The following is a 19,949-nucleotide window of genomic DNA, read 5'->3' as shown; positions in this document are numbered from 1 at the left end:
GAACCTTCGGGTTCAAAAAAATATCAAGTCTTGAAGAGTGACCAAGCAGTAATTCATTTAGTTGAATTATTACGAAAGTTATTTTCGAGCATCGCTTCACGAGTTGAAGCAAATCAAGCTTTTAATTGAAGAGTTTGATCATGGCTCAGATTGAACGCTGGCGGCAGGCCTAACACATGCAAGTCGAGCGGTAGCACAGGGAGCTTGCTCCTGGGTGACGAGCGGCGGACGGGTGAGTAATGTCTGGGAAACTGCCTGATGGAGGGGGATAACTACTGGAAACGGTAGCTAATACCGCATAACGTCTACGGACCAAAGTGGGGGACCTTCGGGCCTCATGCCATCAGATGTGCCCAGATGGGATTAGCTAGTAGGTGGGGTAATGGCTCACCTAGGCGACGATCCCTAGCTGGTCTGAGAGGATGACCAGCCACACTGGAACTGAGACACGGTCCAGACTCCTACGGGAGGCAGCAGTGGGGAATATTGCACAATGGGCGCAAGCCTGATGCAGCCATGCCGCGTGTGTGAAGAAGGCCTTCGGGTTGTAAAGCACTTTCAGCGAGGAGGAAGGGTAGTGTGTTAATAGCACATTGCATTGACGTTACTCGCAGAAGAAGCACCGGCTAACTCCGTGCCAGCAGCCGCGGTAATACGGAGGGTGCAAGCGTTAATCGGAATTACTGGGCGTAAAGCGCACGCAGGCGGTTTGTTAAGTCAGATGTGAAATCCCCGCGCTTAACGTGGGAACTGCATTTGAAACTGGCAAGCTAGAGTCTTGTAGAGGGGGGTAGAATTCCAGGTGTAGCGGTGAAATGCGTAGAGATCTGGAGGAATACCGGTGGCGAAGGCGGCCCCCTGGACAAAGACTGACGCTCAGGTGCGAAAGCGTGGGGAGCAAACAGGATTAGATACCCTGGTAGTCCACGCTGTAAACGATGTCGACTTGGAGGTTGTGCCCTTGAGGCGTGGCTTCCGGAGCTAACGCGTTAAGTCGACCGCCTGGGGAGTACGGCCGCAAGGTTAAAACTCAAATGAATTGACGGGGGCCCGCACAAGCGGTGGAGCATGTGGTTTAATTCGATGCAACGCGAAGAACCTTACCTACTCTTGACATCCAGAGAATTCGCTAGAGATAGCTTAGTGCCTTCGGGAACTCTGAGACAGGTGCTGCATGGCTGTCGTCAGCTCGTGTTGTGAAATGTTGGGTTAAGTCCCGCAACGAGCGCAACCCTTATCCTTTGTTGCCAGCGCGTAATGGCGGGAACTCAAAGGAGACTGCCGGTGATAAACCGGAGGAAGGTGGGGATGACGTCAAGTCATCATGGCCCTTACGAGTAGGGCTACACACGTGCTACAATGGCGTATACAAAGAGAAGCGAACTCGCGAGAGCAAGCGGACCTCATAAAGTACGTCGTAGTCCGGATCGGAGTCTGCAACTCGACTCCGTGAAGTCGGAATCGCTAGTAATCGTAGATCAGAATGCTACGGTGAATACGTTCCCGGGCCTTGTACACACCGCCCGTCACACCATGGGAGTGGGTTGCAAAAGAAGTAGGTAGCTTAACCTTCGGGAGGGCGCTTACCACTTTGTGATTCATGACTGGGGTGAAGTCGTAACAAGGTAACCGTAGGGGAACCTGCGGTTGGATCACCTCCTTACCTAATGATATTGATTCGCGTGAAGTGCTCACACAGATTGTCTGATAGAAACGTAATGAGCAAAAGCGCTACCTGTTGATGTAATGAGTCACTGACTCATGCTGATACGAACCGATTAAGACAGTCAGTTTAATCGGATTTTCGTGTCCCCATCGTCTAGAGGCCTAGGACACTGCCCTTTCACGGCTGTAACAGGGGTTCGAATCCCCTTGGGGACGCCATCCGATAATGAGTGAAAGACATTATCACCGGTTCTTGGAACCGAAAACATCTTAAAGATGACTCTTGCGAGTCGTGTTTAAGATATTGCTCTTTAACAATCTGGAACAAGCTGAAAATTGAAACATGACAGCTGAAACTTATCCCTCCGTAGATGTATTGGGGTAAGGATTAACCTGTCATAGAGTCTCTCAAATGTAGCAGCACGAAAGTGGAAACACCTTCGGGTTGTGAGGTTAAGTGACTAAGCGTACACGGTGGATGCCTAGGCAGTCAGAGGCGATGAAGGGCGTGCTAATCTGCGATAAGCGTCGGTAAGGTGATATGAACCGTAATAACCGGCGATACCCGAATGGGGAAACCCAGTGCAATTCGTTGCACTATCATACGATGAATACATAGTCGTATGAGGCGAACCGGGGGAACTGAAACATCTAAGTACCCCGAGGAAAAGAAATCAACCGAGATTCCCCCAGTAGCGGCGAGCGAACGGGGATGAGCCCAGAACCTGAATCAGTTCTTGTGTTAGTGGAAGCGTCTGGAAAGTCGCACAGTAAAGGGTGATAGTCCCGTACACTAAAATGCATTAATTGTGAGTTCGATGAGTAGGGCGGGACACGTGACATCCTGTCTGAATATGGGGGGACCATCCTCCAAGGCTAAATACTCCTGACTGACCGATAGTGAACCAGTACCGTGAGGGAAAGGCGAAAAGAACCCCGGCGAGGGGAGTGAAATAGAACCTGAAACCGTGTACGTACAAGCAGTGGGAGCACCTTCGTGGTGTGACTGCGTACCTTTTGTATAATGGGTCAGCGACTTATATTTTGTAGCAAGGTTAACCGTATAGGGGAGCCGTAGGGAAACCGAGTCTTAACTGGGCGAATAGTTGCAAGGTATAGACCCGAAACCCGGTGATCTAGCCATGGGCAGGTTGAAGGTTGGGTAACACTAACTGGAGGACCGAACCGACTAATGTTGAAAAATTAGCGGATGACTTGTGGCTGGGGGTGAAAGGCCAATCAAACCGGGAGATAGCTGGTTCTCCCCGAAAGCTATTTAGGTAGCGCCTCGTGAACTCATCTTCGGGGGTAGAGCACTGTTTCGGCTAGGGGGCCATCCCGGCTTACCAAACCGATGCAAACTCCGAATACCGAAGAATGTTATCACGGGAGACACACGGCGGGTGCTAACGTCCGTCGTGAAGAGGGAAACAACCCAGACCGCCAGCTAAGGTCCCAAAGTCATGGTTAAGTGGGAAACGATGTGGGAAGGCATAGACAGCCAGGATGTTGGCTTAGAAGCAGCCATCATTTAAAGAAAGCGTAATAGCTCACTGGTCGAGTCGGCCTGCGCGGAAGATGTAACGGGGCTAAACCATGCACCGAAGCTGCGGCAGCGACGCTTAGGCGTTGTTGGGTAGGGGAGCGTTCTGTAAGCCGTTGAAGGTGGCCTGTGAGGGTTGCTGGAGGTATCAGAAGTGCGAATGCTGACATAAGTAACGATAAAGCGGGTGAAAAGCCCGCTCGCCGGAAGACCAAGGGTTCCTGTCCAACGTTAATCGGGGCAGGGTGAGTCGACCCCTAAGGCGAGGCCGAAAGGCGTAGTCGATGGGAAACAGGTTAATATTCCTGTACTCGGTGTTACTGCGAAGGGGGGACGGAGAAGGCTAGGCTAGCCGGGCGACGGTTGTCCCGGTTTAAGCGTGTAGGGGGAGTGACCTGGTAAATCCGGTTACTTGTCAACCCTGAGGCGTGATGACGATGCACTACGGTGCAGAAGTAGTTGATGCCAAGCTTCCAGGAAAAGCCTCTAAGCATCAGGTAACACAGAATCGTACCCCAAACCGACACAGGTGGTCAGGTAGAGAATACCAAGGCGCTTGAGAGAACTCGGGTGAAGGAACTAGGCAAAATGGTGCCGTAACTTCGGGAGAAGGCACGCTGGCGCGTAGGTGAAGAGACTTGCTCTCGGAGCTGAAGCCAGTCGCAGATACCAGCTGGCTGCAACTGTTTAATAAAAACACAGCACTGTGCAAACACGAAAGTGGACGTATACGGTGTGACGCCTGCCCGGTGCTGGAAGGTTAATTGATGGGGTCAGCCGCAAGGCGAAGCTCTTGATCGAAGCCCCAGTAAACGGCGGCCGTAACTATAACGGTCCTAAGGTAGCGAAATTCCTTGTCGGGTAAGTTCCGACCTGCACGAATGGCGTAATGATGGCCAGGCTGTCTCCACCCGAGACTCAGTGAAATTGAACTCGCTGTGAAGATGCAGTGTACCCGCGGCAAGACGGAAAGACCCCGTGAACCTTTACTATAGCTTGACACTGAACATTGAGCCTTGATGTGTAGGATAGGTGGGAGGCTTTGAAGCGTGGACGCCAGTCTGCGTGGAGCCAACCTTGAAATACCACCCTTTAATGTTTGATGTTCTAACTCGGCCCCGTGATCCGGGGTGAGGACAGTGTCTGGTGGGTAGTTTGACTGGGGCGGTCTCCTCCCAAAGAGTAACGGAGGAGCACGAAGGTTAGCTAATCACGGTCGGACATCGTGAGGTTAGTGCAAAGGCATAAGCTAGCTTGACTGCGAGAGTGACGGCTCGAGCAGGTACGAAAGTAGGTCTTAGTGATCCGGTGGTTCTGAATGGAAGGGCCATCGCTCAACGGATAAAAGGTACTCCGGGGATAACAGGCTGATACCGCCCAAGAGTTCATATCGACGGCGGTGTTTGGCACCTCGATGTCGGCTCATCACATCCTGGGGCTGAAGTAGGTCCCAAGGGTATGGCTGTTCGCCATTTAAAGTGGTACGCGAGCTGGGTTTAGAACGTCGTGAGACAGTTCGGTCCCTATCTGCCGTGGGCGTTGGAAGATTGAGAGGGGTTGCTCCTAGTACGAGAGGACCGGAGTGAACGCACCACTGGTGTTCGGGTTGTCATGCCAATGGCACTGCCCGGTAGCTAAGTGCGGAAAAGATAAGCGCTGAAAGCATCTAAGCGCGAAACTTGCCTCGAGATGAGTCTTCCCTGGGCCTTTAAGGCCCCTGAAGGAACGTTTAAGACTAAGACGTTGATAGGCTGGGTGTGTAAGTGCAGCGATGCATTGAGCTAACCAGTACTAATGATCCGTGAGGCTTAACCTTACAACACCAAAGGTGTTTTAGAGAGATTGTAGAGATTTTCAGCGAGTTCCGAGATTGGTTTCAATGGCTGCTGGAGTGGCGGTTGGAATGAAACAGAATTTGCCTGGCGGCAATAGCGCGGTGGTCCCACCTGACCCCATGCCGAACTCAGAAGTGAAACGCCGTAGCGCCGATGGTAGTGTGGGGTCTCCCCATGCGAGAGTAGGACACTGCCAGGCATCAAATAAACGTTATCAGCCTGACAACTGGTAATGAGCAGGATCGCCAAGCGCGGTTTTGCCCACATCGAAAGATGTGACGTAAAAGAATCGGTGGAGCGGTAGTTCAGTTGGTTAGAATACCTGCCTGTCACGCAGGGGGTCGCGGGTTCGAGCCCCGTCCGTTCCGCCACTTATTTGATAAGCCCTGAGTCTATGACTCAGGGCTTTTTCATATGCAAAATTCAAGAAAAGCCAAATCACTACGTGATTTATGCGGTGAAAATCTGCTTTTATAAATCATTGTCTGAATTGTGCACCAATATAAAGAATAATATACCCGGCAATGTTATTCTCGCCGGGTAGTCTTTTTCTTTATCGTTATTTGATATTCTGACGGGCCAGTTCCAGTTGAATATCTTTATCCAGGTTGGCGACCCAGCGGTTATAATTCGGGTGAATATTTCCGCCTTTGGCATCCATATTACTGCTGGCAATATACTTAATCTGATAACTATTCGAATTGTAATTTATACGAATATCGGCGCTATGGCCACGCAGTAAGATCTTGCCATCGATCACACCGTCACTGACTGGGTTCATGATCCAACCACGGTTAAGCCCTGCGGCGAGAATGGCCTGACGCACCTGCGCATTACTGTGGCTACCTGCAACGTTTTGACTGACGTTTTTTACTGGCGCAGTGCCTGCACAGCCGCTGACCAGAATCGCTGCGAATACACCAGTTAAAATGAGTTTTAAAGGTTTCATACTCTTTTCCATGAGTGTTCGTTATTAAGATGTGTAATATTCATACATGAGATGTTATGTATGCTTACCCTCAATAAGATACTCCTCCGGGAGATTTTCGACAAATATTGCGGCTTTTCATTGTGATAATTCCCTCTGCGCTCAAGTCTCATGGCGTTATGTCGATAAATAACTCTAATCGGTTAATCGCGCATTTCAACTAAAAATAGGAATTTTGGGAATGCAATCCAGGATTAAATATAATAGATTTAGCCACGGAACTTTTCTGACCGGTAATACCATTAATGGCGGGCGACATGAATATACTCAGTTGGTGGGCAATGGCTCCCGATCGTGGAACGCGTGAAGCATGGCGTCAATGGTCATCAGATGACTTTCTTGCCTCCGATTATCAGGGCTCGTTGCCTGCCTGTTCTCATATCCCCATGATGTCGCTACGCCGAATGAGCGCCGGAACGCGTTTGGCAGTAGAAAGCGGGCTGATCTTATTGAAGGACTACCGGGCAGATATGGCGATCTTTACCAGTCGGCATGGTGAACTGGAGCGGACGCACAAGATTCTTCAACACCTGCATCAGGAACAACCGCTATCGCCAACGGATTTTGCCATGTCGGTGCATAACACGGCGGCGGGATGGTTAACGATTATAGCGAAGAATACCTTGCCAACCACCTCGTTGGCTGCCGGCGAGGACAGTTTTCAGCAGGGCATGATAGAGGCTCAGGCCTTGTTAGCTACGGGCAGTGCGCAGCGGGTGTTATTAATTGATTTCGACGGTACCGTACCGGATGTCTATCTGCCCTTTGCGCCAGAAAATACATTCCCTTATGCCATCGCCCTGTTGCTGGAAAACGGTGGCTCGTTACACTGCAAGGTTGCTGAATCGGCGCAGGTTCAGGCTTGCATTCAGGAACCTCAGAGTCTGGCATTCTTGCGCGGTTGGCTTGGCGCTGATGATGCATTCACGGTCCCCGGCCAACGGCATGACTGGGTGTGGGGACGCTGATGGAAAAGGCGATGCCTGCAGAAAATACGCCGGAACAATCCTCATGGTTTAACCGTTGTTGGCGGGTGATAGCTACGGGTTTTTGTTTCTCGTTGTTTGGCCTGGGCGGTCTGTTATTGTCCGGTGTTTGGTTTAATCTTACGCGTCTTGCAGTGCGTGATCCTGCTCGTCGCAACCAACTGACGCAAAGTTCTATCCGCCACAGTTTCCGTTTCTTCCTGGCTACCACGAGGTTTTTCGGCGTACTGGACTACCATTTCGACAATGCGGAGCGCTTTCGCGAAGATCCCGGCTGTTTGGTGATCGCCAATCATCCCAGCCTGTTGGATTACGTGTTATTGGCTTCGCAAATGCCACGTTGCGACTGCATAGTGAAAGAGGCTTTGCTGAGCAATGTGTTTGTCAGCGGAGTGATCAAGGCCGCCGGATATCTGGCCAATGCGCAGTCGGATATATTGTTGGAACAGTGCGGACAAAGGCTGGCTGCCGGGGGGACAATCTTAATCTTCCCGGAAGGCACCCGCACCACACCAGGCAAGGCTCTGGCACTGCAGCGAGGAGCGGCCAATATTGCGCTGCGCGGTCAATGTAGCATCCGCATTGTGCATATCCACTGCCACCCCCCCATGCTGACGAAGCAAGGCAAATGGTATAAGATCCCGGCGGTAAAACCGCAATTCCGGATCACCGTTCAGGATAAGATCGACACCCGCGCATTCATTCATGCAAATGATGTTTCGCCCGCCCTTGCGGCAAGAAGATTAACCCAGCATTTAACTGACGCTTTACAGTCAGAACCTATAAATAATGAGAAATAGCGTAATGAATTTATTGAGCACCGAAATCAAGCAATTGATCATTGATACGCTCAATCTTGAAGGTATGACACCGGAGGAGATTGACGCCGAAGCGCCGCTGTTTGGTGATGGACTGGGTCTGGACTCCATTGATGCATTGGAACTGGGGCTGGCTTTAAAAAACCGTTACGGCGTGGTGCTGTCGGCTGAAAGCCAGGATATGCGCCAACACTTTTATTCCGTGGAAACGCTGACGAAGTTTGTTTCTGCACAGCGTAGCCAATAAGGGGTTTTCATGGATAAGCAAGAAATTTACCTGCAAATTCAAGCGCTTCTGGTCAAGCTGTTCGAGCTGGACGCCGATGATATCAAGCCAGAGTCCCGTTTGTACGAAGAGCTGGAGCTAGACAGCATCGATGCGGTGGATCTGGTGGTGCACCTGCAGAAAACGACCGGCAAAAAGATCAAACCGGAAATGTTCAAGTCAGTGCGAACCGTACAAGACGTGGTTGACGCCATTGATGAACTGCTGAAGTCAGAAAGCTAAGGCTGCGGGCTAAGGTGGAGAGTCGTTGGCTGACCCCGATGTTGCGGTTGCTGCAGGGCGCAGTATGGCTGGTGCTGTTGCTGTATCCGCTGGCGGTTTGGGTCGGCCTGATGCATTGGGGAACCGCTCTCCTGGCACCGTTGTTGGTGGGAGTCTTTAGCTTGCGCCTGCTGATGTTGCGCGGGAAACTGCGCCAACAGATGTGGCTGGGAAAAGCCTTGGCCCTAGTGGGCATCTTGCTGGCGCTCGCCAGTTGGGCGTTAAAGCAGAGCCACTGGTTGCTGTACTACCCGGTGCTGGTCAACGCAATACTGCTGCTGCTGTTTGCCTATTCGCTGTTTGCCCCGCCTACGGTGGTGGAGCGATTGGCCCGTATAACGGAACCGCAGTTGGACGCTGCCGGCATTGCTTATACTCGCCGGGTGACTCAGGTGTGGTGCGGGTTCTTTATTGTTAACGGTGCGATAGCGCTGACAACCTGTCTGTCCGGTGATATCACACTCTGGACGCTGTATAACGGCGGCATCAGCTATCTGCTGATGGGGGCATTAATGAGTATTGAATGGATAGTCAGGAAAAGGATCCGGCACGCCTGAGTTTGCCAATGAACCGCTGGCTCAGCACGCAACGCGATGATTCGGTGCCGATCGCCTGGCGTGGCGATCAGCTATTCTGTCTCGGCCAATTTCGCCGTGACGTTGCCGCATTGGCCGCGATACTGGCGAGTAGGGAAGAGCACCGCTGGGCGCTGTGCTTTGATGATAGCTATCGCTTTGCCGTCGCCTTGCTGGCGTCGTTGTATGCCGGCAGGCTGCCGGTGATTTTTGGTCACCAGCGAGAAGCTATCCTCAAAGAGCAACGAGCGGATTACGATGCGCTACTGACCGATTTGCCTCTCGATCCTGGCGTGCCCGTTTTGGCGGTGCGCGAGGGCGGTTGTGAGGATATCGCGCTACCCGCCTGGCCTCAGGATCCTCGTTTTATTCTTTACACTTCCGGCTCGACCGGCCAACCGCAGGCTGTGTGCAAATCCGTCGCCTGCATGGACCGTGAAAGCGAACTGTTGGCAGCCGCTTTTGGTGACGTCTTGCGAGGATGCCGCGTCGTCGCATCGGTATCCCATCAGCATATGTATGGCCTGAGCTTCCGGCTGTTTCTGCCGCTGGCTTTAGGGCTGCCGTTTGATGCGCAGTTGACGCAATACCAAGAGCAGTTGATTGCCCGACATCAGGGCCGGCGTTTGGTGTTTGTCAGCAGCCCGGCATGGCTCAAGCGTTTGGATAATCGTTTGACGCTCGCCGAGTGCGCGGAGGTTTTTTCCGCCGGCGGCCCGTTATCCGAGGTGGAAGCACAGCTTGCCCGGCAAATGCTGGGGGTATTGCCACTGGAAATCTACGGTACCACGGAAACCGGTTCACTGGCCTGGCGCAGGCAAAATCGGGACATTGCCCTGTGGCAGCCGTTTGCTTGCGTCAGGTTAAAGGTGGATTCAGACAATCGGATTGAGGTTATGTCACCCCTGATACCTGACACGGGTAAAACGTTGCTGAGCGACATTATCGAACTGGCGCCGGATGGTCGACAATTCCAGTTAAATGGCCGCGCCGACCGCATTATCAAGCTGGAAGAGAAACGGTTGTCGTTAACCGAGGTGGAACGTCGCCTGGTGGCCTTGCCGGAGGTTGCCGATGCTGCCGTGCTAACGCAGCAGCAAAGAGGGCGCACGCTGCTGGTGGCCGTTGTCGTGCTATCTCCGTACGGCGAGCTCCGCCGACAAAGCTTGTCCGAAGGGGCTTTTACCCGTGAACTGCACCAGGCGCTGCGAGGCTGGCTGGAGCCGGTGGCTCTGCCGCGCAGTTGGCGCATTATCGATGCCATTCCGCTTAATCCGCAGGGCAAGCGCGCCTATGCTGAGCTACAGGAGCTGTTCTTATGATGCAACCTGAGGTGCTGCAACGGCAGGTGAGCGATGCTACCCATGCCAGCCTGCAGCTGCATTTGCCCGCTGAACTGTTTTGGTTTCGCGGCCACTTTCCGCAGCATCCAATCCTGCCGGGGGTCACGCAACTGAACTGGGTCATGCAGTATGCCCGTCAGCTGCTGGCTATCGAGGCCGGATTCAAAGGGATCGAGGTGGTCAAGTTCCAACAACCGTTACTGCCGGGGCAGAGGGTGTTGCTGCAACTCGAATGGCAACCGGAACGGCACAAGCTGTTGTTCAGCTATCGCGTCGGTGAGGCGATCGCCAGCAGCGGCAAGATCTCGTTATGTCAGTAAGCGCCCCTTTTTCCCCTGTCTTCTTATCCCTTGTTTTAATCACGGGCAGATGATGGCCGCGGTACTGACATCGTTGGCGGATTATGGCCTGCCTTGCCTGGTGGTGGACGACGGCAGCGCTGCTGCCACCGCCGAAACGCTACAGCGGCTGGCCGCCGAACTGCCCTGGGTTAGCCTGTTGCGGTTGGAAAAAAACCAGGGGAAGGGCGCAGCGGTCATCGCCGGTCTGCAATTGGCTCAGCGACAGGGCTACAGCCATGCTTTGCAGGTGGATGCCGACGGTCAGCATCAACTGAGTGATATACCGGCCATGATTGCCGAAGCGCGCGCTCATCCGGACTGTCTGATTTCCGGCCGGCCAGTCTATGACAGCTCGGTACCCAAAGCGCGCCTGTATGGGCGTTACGTCACCCACGTCTGGGTGTGGATCGAAACCCTGTCGCTGTCATTAAAGGACAGCATGTGCGGTTTCCGCGTTTACCCGGTAGCGCCGACGCTGGCGTTGACGGCGCGCCAACCGCTTGGCAAACGCATGGATTTCGATACCGAAGTGATGGTCCGGCTGTATTGGCAGGGGGTGCAAAGCCGTTTCTTGCCGACGCGGGTTACTTACCCGGTCGATGGCGTTTCGCATTTCGATGCGCTGCGCGATAACTTGCGTATTTCCTGGATGCACACCCGGTTGTTTTTCGGCATGTTGCCGCGGATTCCGCGTTTACTGCGTCAACGCCAACGGGCGAAGAAAGCGCAGCATTGGTCAGCAACTCAGGAGCGTCATGGCCTGTGGGGGATTCGGCTTATGCTGCAGGTCTACCGGATGTTTGGCCGCCGGGCATTTCAATGGCTGCTGTACCCGGTGATTGGCTACTTCTGGCTGACCGGGCGTGCCCAACGTGAAGCTTCGCGTGATTATCTGCAACGTCTGCGGCAGTTTGCCCACAATCGACAGCAACCATTACCCACGCCGCTTAACAGCTTTCGGCACTTTATGCGTTTTGGCGATGCGATGCTCGACAAGCTGGCGAGCTGGCGTGGTGAACTTCGTGACGTTCGGCTGGTAGATCCCGCGGCCTGTGAACGGCAGATCGCTTCCGGCAGAGGTACGCTGATCCTGGCCTCGCACTTGGGGGATATCGAGTCTTGCCGCGCGTTGGGTGAGTTGGATTCTGGCGTCAAGGTGAATGCTCTGGTGTTTACCGAGCATGCCGAGCGCTTCAATCAGGTGATGAAAGAGGTCAACCCTCGTGCCAACCTTAACCTGATACCGGTGACTTCACTGGGGCCTGAAACCGCCATGCGTCTGCAGGACAAACTCGATGCCGGCGAGTGGGTGGCTATCGTTGGCGATCGCACCTCGGCCGGAAAACATCAGCGCGGTGAGCAACCGAGGGTGGTGTGGAGCCGCTTTCTCGGTCAATCGGCTCCTTTCCCTCAGGGGCCTTTTGTTCTGGCCGCTGCGCTGCGTTGTCCGGTATACCTGATGTTCGGTCTCAAACAGCAGGGGCGTCTGAACGTTTATTTCGAACCGTTTGCCGATCCGCTGTCATTACCCCGGCAGCAGCGCCAACAGGCGTTGCAGGATGCGGTGGACCGCTATGCCGCCCGGCTGGAGCATTATTGCCTGCTGGCGCCGCTCGACTGGTTTAATTTTTTCGATTTCTGGCAGTTGGCGGCACCGTCGCCAACGCAACAGGGGCCTGAGACATGAAGCTTAAAGACAATCCGCGATTCTCCGTCAGGGTTGAAATCACCATCCCTTTCCATGATACCGATGCCATGGGCGTGGTGTGGCACGGTAACTACTTCCGTTATTTCGAGATCGCTCGTGAAGCCTTGCTCAAACAGTTCAATTACGGGTACCGGCAGATGCAGGCCTCGGGCTATGTCTGGCCGATCGTAGATACGCGGGTGAAATATATTGCGCCTGTCCTGTTTGAGCAGCGCATCATCGTCTGTGCAGAGCTGGAAGAGTATGAAAACCGCCTGCGCATCGGCTACCGCATTCTGGATGCAGAGAGCGGAATAACCACCACCCGCGGCCATACTATTCAGGTCGCGGTGGACGCCGACAGCAAAGAAATGTGCTTTGTCTCCCCGCAAGTACTGTTGGATAACATCGAGGGGGCGCAATGAAATTTTGGATACTGGTTGTTGTGACCTTCTTCAGTCTGGGCGTGCAGGCGGTAACGCTGCCGGAGCTGCAGCAGCGGTTTAGCCAACAGCCGGTGCTGCGCGCCGAATTTGAGCAGCAGCGCAGTATCAGCGGCATAGTAAAACCGTTAAAGTCCAGCGGTGAGCTGTTGATTTCTCAGCAGAAAGGATTGTGGTGGGCGCAACAGAAGCCTTTCCCGCTGACCCTGCTGCTGGATGATAAACGCATGGTGCAAACCCTGGCGGGCCAGCCGCCGCAGGTGATAACGGCGGACAACAACCCGCAGATGTTCCAGTTCAATCACCTGCTGACCGCGCTGTTTCATGCCGACAGCCAGGCGCTGGAACAAAACTTTGCTCTGCAGTTCACCGATTTGGGGCATAACCACTGGCGGCTGGTGCTGACGCCGAAAACCACACCGCTCGACAAACTGTTCAAGCGCATCACCCTCAACGGCGAACAGTACCTGGAAACTATTGATATCGACGATATGCAAAGTGACGCCACCCATATTCGCTTCTTTAATCAACGTACGGTGCCGCAGGCGCTGACTGACGAGGAGCAACAGCGTTTTGCGTCCTGAACTGCATCGGCGGCTGGCATTTGGCTGGCTGGCGATTTGCCTGCTGCTGATTGCGGCCTTGTGCTGGCTGTTGCCGCGCAGTCAAATCAACAGCAGCGTCCTGGCGTTATTGCCGAAACAGCAACTGGTTGGCGTGCCGGATGAATTGGCCGACGGCTTCAGCCGCCGCCTGGATCGTCAACTGATGTGGCTAGTCAGCCCGCCGCCAGGGGCGGATAGCGCCGCAGTGGATTGGTGGTGGCAGCAGCTACGTCAGATGCCTGAGCTGCAGCGGGTTGGCGGGCCTATGGATGCACAACGTCAGCAACAGTGGGGGCGTTTTTTCTACCAGCATCGCAATGTGCTGCTGGATGATGCCACCCGGCAACGTTTGCAGCAGGGGGCAGACGTGCAGAGCCAGTGGATCCTCGGCCAACTCTATTCTGCTTTCGCCGGCGTCAGCGGCAAAGAGCTGGCGAACGATCCGTTGATGCTGGTACGTGCCTCACAGTTGGCGCAGCAACAGAACGGCGGCTTGCTAAGCCTGTCCAAGGGGTGGCTGGTGGCGCGTGATGCACAGGGGCGCAGTTGGTATTTGTTGCACGCCGAGCTTAGCGCATCATCTTATGACATCAGCAGTGCCCGGCTAACGGTAGATAAACTGACAGCGTTGCAGCAACAGCTGCAGCAGCGCTGGCCGGGAGCCGAAGTGCTCAGCCGCGGCACGTTGTTTTACAGCAACTACGCCAGCCAGCAGGCCGAAAAGGATATTTCCACGATTGGCCTGGCGTCGGTGGCGGGCGTGTTTTTATTGGTGTTGTTTATGTTCCGCTCACCTTTGCCGCTGGTGTTGTGCGCGCTGTCGGTGGGTATTGGCGCTCTGGCCGGCACCGTCGCTACGCTGCTGGCCTTTGGCGAAATACATTTGATGACGCTGGTGCTGAGCATCAGCATCGTAGGCATTTCGGCTGACTACACGCTCTATTTCCTGACCGAGCGAATGGTGCATGGTCGGCAGTCGACGCCATTAGCCAGTTTGCAAAAGCTGTTGCCGGCATTGTCGATGGCGTTGCTTACCACCGTAGTGGCCTACCTGGCGCTGTTGATTGCGCCGTTCCCCGGTTTGCAGCAGTTGGCGGTATTTGCCGCTGCCGGATTGAGCGCCGCCTGCATTACCGTTATTTGCTGGTACCCGCAATTGTCGCGACGGTTGCCGGTACGCCCAGCGCCGGGGTTAACGCTGATCCTGAATTGGCTGCATGCCTGGCGCCATCGGCCGCTGTTGCGTTATGGGTTGCCCGGCGCGGTGCTGTTGCTGGTGGTCGCGGGGTTCAGCCAGTTGAAGGTAGATGACGACATTGGCCAACTGCAGGCATTACCTGTGGCGTTACAGCAGCAGGAGCAGCGTATCGCCGCACTGACGGGCCAACATAACGATCAGAAGTGGCTGGTGGTCTACGGCGCCAATGCCGAGCAGCTGTTGCAACGTATCGAGTTGTTGCAACCCAAACTGGCTGAGGCCAAACGGCAAGGCGTGCTGGCGGATTATCGTCTGTTGCCTCTGCCTTCTCTCCAACGCCAGCAAGAAAACATCGCTTTATTGCAGCGCGTGGCGCCGCAGGTGATGAACAACCTGCAGCAGGCAGAGTTGGTATTGAGTACACCAGATTTAACGCCTGAATGGGTCAGCCCGCAGCAGTGGTTGGGCAGCGTGGTTAGCGAGGGTTGGCGTCTGCTGTGGCTGACGTTGCCCGATGGGCGCAGTGCGGCGCTGGTGCCCGTTAACGGCGTGAAGAACAGTGCGATGATGAAGACACTGGCGGAGCAGGTTCCCGGCACCGGTTGGATCGATAGGAAAACCGAGTTCAGTGACCTGTTTGGTCAATATCGCCTGTATCTTTCTTATCTGTTGGCATTGTCGGTTGCAGCGATTGCGCTGATTTACCTGTGGCGTTTTGGTCTGCGTCATGGCTTGCGCTGCATGGTGCCGACGCTATTGTCACTGGGTAGCGGTATTGCGGTATTGGCACTGAGTGGCCATACGCTAAATCTGTTTTCACTGTTGGCGCTGGTGCTGGTTTTGGGGATCGGCATTAACTATACGTTGTTCTTTACCAATCCCCGGGGCACGCCGACCACCTCGATGTTCGCCATTTTTATGGCGGTATTCACCACCCAACTGACGTTCGGCATGCTGGTACTGAGCCACACTCAGGCCATCAGCAGTTTTGGTATCGTATTGAGCAGCGGAATTGCCGTGGCATTTTTATTGGCACCGCTGACGTTAGTATCGAAAAGAAAAAGAGGGAAAGCCTGATGCGCGGCTTACGAATGGTGCTGTTAATGTGGATTGTCGTGCTGGCCGGCTGCGCTGGTTCGCAGGATCCGACGCTGCCGCAGGCGTGGCTAAAACCCGGTACGCAGGTGACCTTACCACCTCCTGCGCTGGCTCAGCCGATTAATCAGCAACAGTTGCTGACCGCCGAAGTCAAAGGGCAACAGCACTCGATGCTGGTGCTACTCAATGCCGACGGTCAGCACTTGCAACTGGTGGGCATGTCGCCGCTCGGTATCCGTCTGTTTAACCTGACCTACGATCGTCAGGGGATCCACACCGAACAATTGATCAAGGTGGGGGAACTGCCGCCAGCCGGCCAGGTACTGGCGGATATCATGTTGAGCTACTGGCCGGTGAAGGACTGGCAACCCTTGCTGCCAGCAGGGTGGCGACTGGAAGACCAGGCGCTGGTACGTCGCTTGTATGACGAGCATGGGGCGGTGATCAATGAAATCCGTTACCAGCAGATGGACGGAAGGCGAGAGCCGGTGTCGATCGCTCAATCCGCCTTCCATTACCGCATCATCATTCAAACGCTGGGGAACGAATAATGATCTATTTCTCCGCCGTAGGGATGGTGAATGCGCTGGGCAACGATCTGCCCCAGATCGCGCAAAACCTGGCGCGCGGTATTTCGCCCGGCATGCAGCAGCAGACGCAGTGGCTGACGGGCGGCGCGCCATCCTGGTTTGGCAACGTACAGGGTGATTTACCGGTGATCCCCGAGTTGCTCAAGCGGCATAATTCTCGCAATAATCGCCTGCTGTTGGCCGCTTTGGCGCAGATCGAGACGCCAGTACGCGAGGCCATTGCCCGTTACGGCGCCGATCGTGTCGCGGTGATTATGGGTACCAGTACTTCCGGCATTCACGAAGGCGAACTGGCGCTGCAACAGTATCAGGCGGGACAGTGGCCACCGGGTTACCATTATCACCAGCAGGAGCTGGGCGATCCGAGCCAGTTTCTCAGCGCTTTTATCTCGACGCGTGGTCCGGCCTATACTCTGTCGACGGCCTGTTCCTCAAGCGCGCGGGCCATCATCAGCGGTAAACGTCTGATTGACGCCGGGTTAGTGGACGCGGCGATTGTAGGCGGGGCAGACAGCCTGTGCCAAATGCCGATTAACGGTTTCCACAGCCTGGAGTCACTGTCCGCGGAGCGCTGCACGCCTTTTGCAACAGGACGCAGCGGGATTAATATCGGCGAGGCGGCGGCGTTAATGCTGTTGACGCGGGAACCTGCGCCGGTGGCGTTGTTGGGCGTTGGTGAATCTTCGGATGCCTGGCACATGTCGGCACCGCATCCAGCCGGTGAAGGCGCCGAGCGTGCAATGACCATGGCATTGCAGCAGGCCGGTTTGAGTACCGACCAAGTTGGTTATATTAATTTGCACGGCACGGCCACGCGGCTTAACGATCAGGTTGAAGCCCTGGTGGTGAATCGCCTGTTTGGCGAACAAACGCCGTGCAGTTCAACCAAGCATCTTACCGGCCATACGCTGGGGGCAGCTGGAGCGGTGGAAGCAGCGCTGAGCTGGCTGTTGTTGACCCAGTCATTGCCGCTGCCGCAGCAAGATTTCAGTGCAGTTCCCCGCGATGCCGAACTGGCGCCGATCGGTCTGGTGTGTGAGCCCCAGACGTTGGGAGCGCGCGCTATCCTCTCCAATTCATTTGCCTTCGGCGGCAACAATGCCTGCCTGTTATTGGGAGATGCTCCATGAATGCTTACCGGACGGCAGAATATTACTTACCTCATGCCTCACCGATGGTGCTGCTGGAACGGGTGCTGGAAGTGGGTGAAGAGCATGCACGCTGCGCGGTCAACGTCAGTGCGAATAGCGTGCTGGCGCCGTTTCTCGACGAGCAGGGGGCACTTCCTGGTTGGTACGGCATTGAGCTGATGGCGCAGGCGATTGGGGTTTGGAGTGGCTGGCACGGTCGCCAGAGTGCCAAGCCGCCGCAGCTGGGTATGCTGCTTGGCGGGCGGGCCATTCACTGTGAGTTGCCCGCTTTTCCTGCCGGCAGCGAGCTGGTGGTTAGCGTGCAACAGTTGTTGAAAGACGAGAAATTAGCCAGTTTTGAGTGTGAAATCAGTATCGATAATGTGCCGATCGCACAGGGCAGGTTGAACACCTATCAACCTGATCAACAAGAAATTATTCAATTGACGACCTTAAGGGGAGACGCATGATGCGTTCCGTTTTAGTCACCGGCGCCAGTAAAGGGATCGGTCAGGCCATAGCCTGCCGTCTGGCTGCGGATGGCTTTTTGATTGTAGTCCACTACCACAGCGATAAGACCGGGGCAGAACACACCTTGCAGCAAATTGTCAGTGCCGGCGGGCAAGGGCGATTGATGCAGTTTGATATCAGCAACCGCATGCAGTGCCGTGAGGTGTTGGAGCAGGATATTGAAACCCACGGCGCCTACTACGGCGTGGTGAATAATGCAGGGATCACCCGCGACGGCGCTTTCCCGGCGTTAAGCGAGGAGGATTGGGATGGGGTGATCCATACCAATCTCGACAGCTTCTACAACGTGCTTCACCCCTGTGTCATGCCAATGATTGGCCTGCGCAAGGGCGGGCGGATCATCGCGCTGTCGTCGGTGTCGGGCGTCATGGGCAACCGTGGACAGGTAAACTACAGTGCGGCCAAGGCAGGTGTGATCGGTGCCTGTAAGGCGTTGGCTATCGAACTGGCGAAACGCAAAATTACCGTTAACTGCATCGCCCCGGGTTTGATTGACACTGGCATGATCGACATCGAGCCGGCGGCGCTGGATGAAGCGATGCGGGCAATCCCGCTTAAGCGTATGGGATCGGCGGAAGAGGTGGCGGGGTTGGCCAGCTACCTGATGTCGGATATCGCCGGCTATGTAACGCGGCAGGTCATTTCCATTAATGGAGGAATGGTATGACGCAACGAGTGGTCGTCACCGGCATGGCGGGCGTTACGGCGTTCGGCAATAGCTGGGCAGAGGTGTCCAGCCGGTTGAAGCAGGGCAAGAATGCGGTGCGTTACATGACGCAATGGGAAGAATACCAGGGGTTGAACACCCACCTCGGTGCCCCGATCGAGAATTTCGTACTGCCTGATCACTATACGCGCAAGCGTATTCGTTCCATGGGCCGTGTTTCGCTGTTGGCGACTCGAGCGACGGAACTTGCGCTCGAACAGGCCGGGTTGCTGGGCGAGAAGGTGCTGACTAACGGTGAGACCGGTATCGCCTACGGCTCTTCGACCGGCAGCACCAAGCCGGTCAGTGAATTCGCCACCATGCTCACCGAGAAGCACACCGGCAATATTACCGGCACCACCTATGTGCAGATGATGCCTCATACCGCGGCGGTAAACACTGGCCTGTTCTTCGGCCTGCGGGGCCGGGTGATCCCGACATCCAGTGCCTGCACCTCCGGCAGTCAGGCGATTGGTTATGCCTATGAGAGCATCCGCCACGGTTATCAGACGGTGATGGTGGCCGGCGGGGCCGAAGAGCTGTGCCCTTCGGAAGCGGCGGTGTTCGATACGCTGTTTGCAACCAGCCAGCAGAACGATCGCCCCGAGTTTTCGCCACGGCCGTTTGACCGTCAGCGAGATGGATTAGTGATTGGCGAAGGGGCAGGTACGCTGATCCTGGAGTCGCTGGAACATGCACAGGCGCGTGGTGCGACCATTTACGGCGAGGTTATCAGCTTTGCCACCAACTGTGATGCGGCACATATCACTCAGCCGCAGCAGGAAACCATGCAGATTTGCATGCAGCAGGCGCTGAGGGCTTCCGGGTTGGCAATCGGTGATATCGGCTATATCAGTGCCCACGGCACGGCGACCGATCGTGGTGATATCGCGGAAAGTCAGGCAACGGCGGCGATTTTCGGCAATCAAACGCCGATCTCCTCGCTGAAAAGTTATTTTGGCCATACGTTGGGCGCCTGTGGTGCGTTGGAAGCCTGGATGACGTTGGAGATGATGCGCGAAGGCAGCTTCGCCCCTACCATCAACCTCAGCGAACCGGACAGCGCCTGTGGCGACCTGGACTACATCATGGGCGGCTATCGTCAGATTGATACCGAGTTTGTGCAGTCGAATAACTTCGCTTTCGGCGGCATAAATACTTCACTGATCCTGCGCCGCTGGGCGTAATCTTGCACTGCCGGAGGTTTTCCTCCGGCAATTGTTGCTATCTAATCAAAAGTCTTATGCACAATAGGGCGTTTTTGATCAACAAAACAGTTGCCATAATCCTCCCATATCGCTTCAACATCCTAATGAGAGA

The 19,949-nt window shown here is 55.0% G+C and carries 17 protein-coding genes, 2 tRNA genes and 3 rRNA genes; 21 read left to right on the top strand and 1 reads right to left on the bottom strand.

Annotation, left to right across the window (positions count from 1 at the left end):
- Positions 1-122 precede the first annotated feature (122 nt).
- From ACMGG1_RS20145 to ACMGG1_RS20125, 5 genes are all read left to right on the top strand, one after another.
- Positions 123-1,663: ribosomal RNA gene (locus ACMGG1_RS20145) — 16S ribosomal RNA — on the top strand.
- Positions 1,664-1,808: 145 nt separating this feature from the next.
- Positions 1,809-1,884, top strand: a tRNA-Glu gene (locus tag ACMGG1_RS20140).
- A 232-nt stretch (positions 1,885-2,116) separates the two neighbouring features.
- Positions 2,117-5,024, top strand: a 23S ribosomal RNA gene (locus ACMGG1_RS20135).
- Between the two features lie 102 nt (positions 5,025-5,126).
- Positions 5,127-5,242, top strand: a 5S ribosomal RNA gene (gene rrf / locus ACMGG1_RS20130).
- The 16S, 23S and 5S rRNA genes sit together here with 2 tRNA genes alongside, the layout of an rRNA operon.
- 95 nt (positions 5,243-5,337) lie before the next feature.
- Positions 5,338-5,414, top strand: a tRNA-Asp gene (locus ACMGG1_RS20125).
- A 188-nt stretch (positions 5,415-5,602) separates the two neighbouring features.
- On the opposite strand, the gene ACMGG1_RS20120 is transcribed toward ACMGG1_RS20125, so the two are convergent.
- Positions 5,603-5,992: a hypothetical protein gene (locus ACMGG1_RS20120; RefSeq protein ID WP_115060041.1), complete on the bottom strand. Its 390-nt coding sequence runs from the start codon at positions 5,990-5,992 to the stop codon at positions 5,603-5,605.
- 284 nt (positions 5,993-6,276) lie between these two features.
- On the opposite strand from ACMGG1_RS20120, the gene ACMGG1_RS20115 reads away from it, so the two are divergent.
- The 16 genes from ACMGG1_RS20115 to ACMGG1_RS20040 are packed head-to-tail and all read left to right on the top strand — an operon-like array spanning position 6,277 to position 19,816.
- Positions 6,277-6,999, top strand: coding sequence for a beta-ketoacyl synthase chain length factor (locus ACMGG1_RS20115; protein WP_217330842.1), 723 nt, complete (start codon positions 6,277-6,279; stop codon positions 6,997-6,999).
- On the top strand, positions 6,999-7,817 hold the full coding sequence (locus tag ACMGG1_RS20110) for a lysophospholipid acyltransferase family protein (protein ID WP_262255053.1): 819 nt from the start codon (positions 6,999-7,001) through the stop codon (positions 7,815-7,817). Before ACMGG1_RS20115 ends, ACMGG1_RS20110 begins: the two co-directional genes overlap by 1 nt.
- Before the next feature lie 4 nt (positions 7,818-7,821).
- On the top strand, positions 7,822-8,082 hold the full coding sequence (locus ACMGG1_RS20105; protein WP_262244621.1) for a phosphopantetheine-binding protein: 261 nt from the start codon (positions 7,822-7,824) through the stop codon (positions 8,080-8,082).
- Between the two features lie 9 nt (positions 8,083-8,091).
- Complete coding sequence (locus tag ACMGG1_RS20100; RefSeq protein WP_046374464.1) at positions 8,092-8,343, top strand: acyl carrier protein; 252 nt, start codon at positions 8,092-8,094, stop codon at positions 8,341-8,343.
- 38 nt (positions 8,344-8,381) lie between these two features.
- On the top strand, positions 8,382-8,939 hold the full coding sequence (locus ACMGG1_RS20095; protein ID WP_414161460.1) for a hypothetical protein: 558 nt from the start codon (positions 8,382-8,384) through the stop codon (positions 8,937-8,939).
- Positions 8,906-10,279 carry an AMP-binding protein gene (locus ACMGG1_RS20090; protein ID WP_414160974.1) on the top strand — a complete coding sequence of 458 codons (1,374 nt, stop codon included), beginning with the start codon at positions 8,906-8,908 and terminating at the stop codon, positions 10,277-10,279. The genes ACMGG1_RS20095 and ACMGG1_RS20090 overlap by 34 nt, the downstream gene beginning before the upstream one ends.
- On the top strand, positions 10,276-10,620 hold the full coding sequence (locus ACMGG1_RS20085; protein WP_217330845.1) for a 3-hydroxyacyl-ACP dehydratase FabZ family protein: 345 nt from the start codon (positions 10,276-10,278) through the stop codon (positions 10,618-10,620). The genes ACMGG1_RS20090 and ACMGG1_RS20085 overlap by 4 nt, the downstream gene beginning before the upstream one ends.
- 52 nt (positions 10,621-10,672) lie before the next feature.
- Entirely contained in the window at positions 10,673-12,328 is a 1,656-nt protein-coding gene (locus tag ACMGG1_RS20080; RefSeq protein ID WP_414161459.1) for a glycosyltransferase family 2 protein, read from the top strand.
- Entirely contained in the window at positions 12,325-12,753 is a 429-nt protein-coding gene (locus ACMGG1_RS20075) for an acyl-CoA thioesterase (RefSeq protein ID WP_046374459.1), read from the top strand. Before ACMGG1_RS20080 ends, ACMGG1_RS20075 begins: the two co-directional genes overlap by 4 nt.
- A complete protein-coding gene (locus ACMGG1_RS20070; protein WP_414160973.1) occupies positions 12,750-13,355 on the top strand; it encodes a LolA family protein in 606 nt (201 codons plus the stop codon). Before ACMGG1_RS20075 ends, ACMGG1_RS20070 begins: the two co-directional genes overlap by 4 nt.
- A complete protein-coding gene (locus tag ACMGG1_RS20065) occupies positions 13,345-15,651 on the top strand; it encodes an MMPL family transporter (RefSeq protein WP_414160972.1) in 2,307 nt (768 codons plus the stop codon). Before ACMGG1_RS20070 ends, ACMGG1_RS20065 begins: the two co-directional genes overlap by 11 nt.
- Entirely contained in the window at positions 15,651-16,223 is a 573-nt protein-coding gene (locus tag ACMGG1_RS20060) for a DUF3261 domain-containing protein (protein ID WP_130016754.1), read from the top strand. Before ACMGG1_RS20065 ends, ACMGG1_RS20060 begins: the two co-directional genes overlap by 1 nt.
- On the top strand, positions 16,223-17,392 hold the full coding sequence (locus tag ACMGG1_RS20055) for a beta-ketoacyl-[acyl-carrier-protein] synthase family protein (protein WP_201895719.1): 1,170 nt from the start codon (positions 16,223-16,225) through the stop codon (positions 17,390-17,392). The genes ACMGG1_RS20060 and ACMGG1_RS20055 overlap by 1 nt, the downstream gene beginning before the upstream one ends.
- Positions 17,389-17,862, top strand: coding sequence for a hotdog family protein (locus ACMGG1_RS20050; protein ID WP_002488030.1), 474 nt, complete (start codon positions 17,389-17,391; stop codon positions 17,860-17,862). Before ACMGG1_RS20055 ends, ACMGG1_RS20050 begins: the two co-directional genes overlap by 4 nt.
- Complete coding sequence (locus tag ACMGG1_RS20045; protein ID WP_115060019.1) at positions 17,859-18,590, top strand: 3-ketoacyl-ACP reductase FabG2; 732 nt, start codon at positions 17,859-17,861, stop codon at positions 18,588-18,590. Before ACMGG1_RS20050 ends, ACMGG1_RS20045 begins: the two co-directional genes overlap by 4 nt.
- Complete coding sequence (locus ACMGG1_RS20040) at positions 18,587-19,816, top strand: beta-ketoacyl-ACP synthase (RefSeq protein WP_262244612.1); 1,230 nt, start codon at positions 18,587-18,589, stop codon at positions 19,814-19,816. Before ACMGG1_RS20045 ends, ACMGG1_RS20040 begins: the two co-directional genes overlap by 4 nt.
- Positions 19,817-19,949 lie beyond the last annotated feature (133 nt).

Source organism: Serratia sp. BNK-12, assembly GCF_047456085.1.
Taxonomy (GTDB): Bacteria; Pseudomonadota; Gammaproteobacteria; order Enterobacterales; family Enterobacteriaceae; genus Serratia; species Serratia liquefaciens.
The sequence above is the reverse complement of the archived record's forward strand: the minus strand, read 5'-3'. Positions and strand labels throughout refer to the sequence as shown.

Bases quoted from the DNA above. Each gene is read 5' to 3' on its own strand.
- ACMGG1_RS20045 (WP_115060019.1), top strand. From the start codon at position 17,859: ATGATGCGTTCCGTTTTAGTCACCGGCGCCAGTAAAGGGATCGGTCAG.
- ACMGG1_RS20085 (WP_217330845.1), top strand. From the start codon at position 10,276: ATGATGCAACCTGAGGTGCTGCAACGGCAGGTGAGCGATGCTACCCAT.
- ACMGG1_RS20075 (WP_046374459.1), top strand. From the start codon at position 12,325: ATGAAGCTTAAAGACAATCCGCGATTCTCCGTCAGGGTTGAAATCACC.
- ACMGG1_RS20095 (WP_414161460.1), top strand. From the start codon at position 8,382: ATGTTGCGGTTGCTGCAGGGCGCAGTATGGCTGGTGCTGTTGCTGTAT.
- ACMGG1_RS20090 (WP_414160974.1), top strand. From the start codon at position 8,906: ATGGATAGTCAGGAAAAGGATCCGGCACGCCTGAGTTTGCCAATGAAC.
- ACMGG1_RS20050 (WP_002488030.1), top strand. From the start codon at position 17,389: ATGAATGCTTACCGGACGGCAGAATATTACTTACCTCATGCCTCACCG.
- ACMGG1_RS20040 (WP_262244612.1), top strand. From the start codon at position 18,587: ATGACGCAACGAGTGGTCGTCACCGGCATGGCGGGCGTTACGGCGTTC.
- ACMGG1_RS20105 (WP_262244621.1), top strand. From the start codon at position 7,822: ATGAATTTATTGAGCACCGAAATCAAGCAATTGATCATTGATACGCTC.
- ACMGG1_RS20055 (WP_201895719.1), top strand. From the start codon at position 16,223: ATGATCTATTTCTCCGCCGTAGGGATGGTGAATGCGCTGGGCAACGAT.
- ACMGG1_RS20060 (WP_130016754.1), top strand. From the start codon at position 15,651: ATGCGCGGCTTACGAATGGTGCTGTTAATGTGGATTGTCGTGCTGGCC.
- ACMGG1_RS20080 (WP_414161459.1), top strand. From the start codon at position 10,673: ATGGCCGCGGTACTGACATCGTTGGCGGATTATGGCCTGCCTTGCCTG.
- ACMGG1_RS20120 (WP_115060041.1), bottom strand. From the start codon at position 5,992: ATGAAACCTTTAAAACTCATTTTAACTGGTGTATTCGCAGCGATTCTG.
- ACMGG1_RS20115 (WP_217330842.1), top strand. From the start codon at position 6,277: ATGGCGGGCGACATGAATATACTCAGTTGGTGGGCAATGGCTCCCGAT.
- ACMGG1_RS20070 (WP_414160973.1), top strand. From the start codon at position 12,750: ATGAAATTTTGGATACTGGTTGTTGTGACCTTCTTCAGTCTGGGCGTG.
- ACMGG1_RS20100 (WP_046374464.1), top strand. From the start codon at position 8,092: ATGGATAAGCAAGAAATTTACCTGCAAATTCAAGCGCTTCTGGTCAAG.
- ACMGG1_RS20110 (WP_262255053.1), top strand. From the start codon at position 6,999: ATGGAAAAGGCGATGCCTGCAGAAAATACGCCGGAACAATCCTCATGG.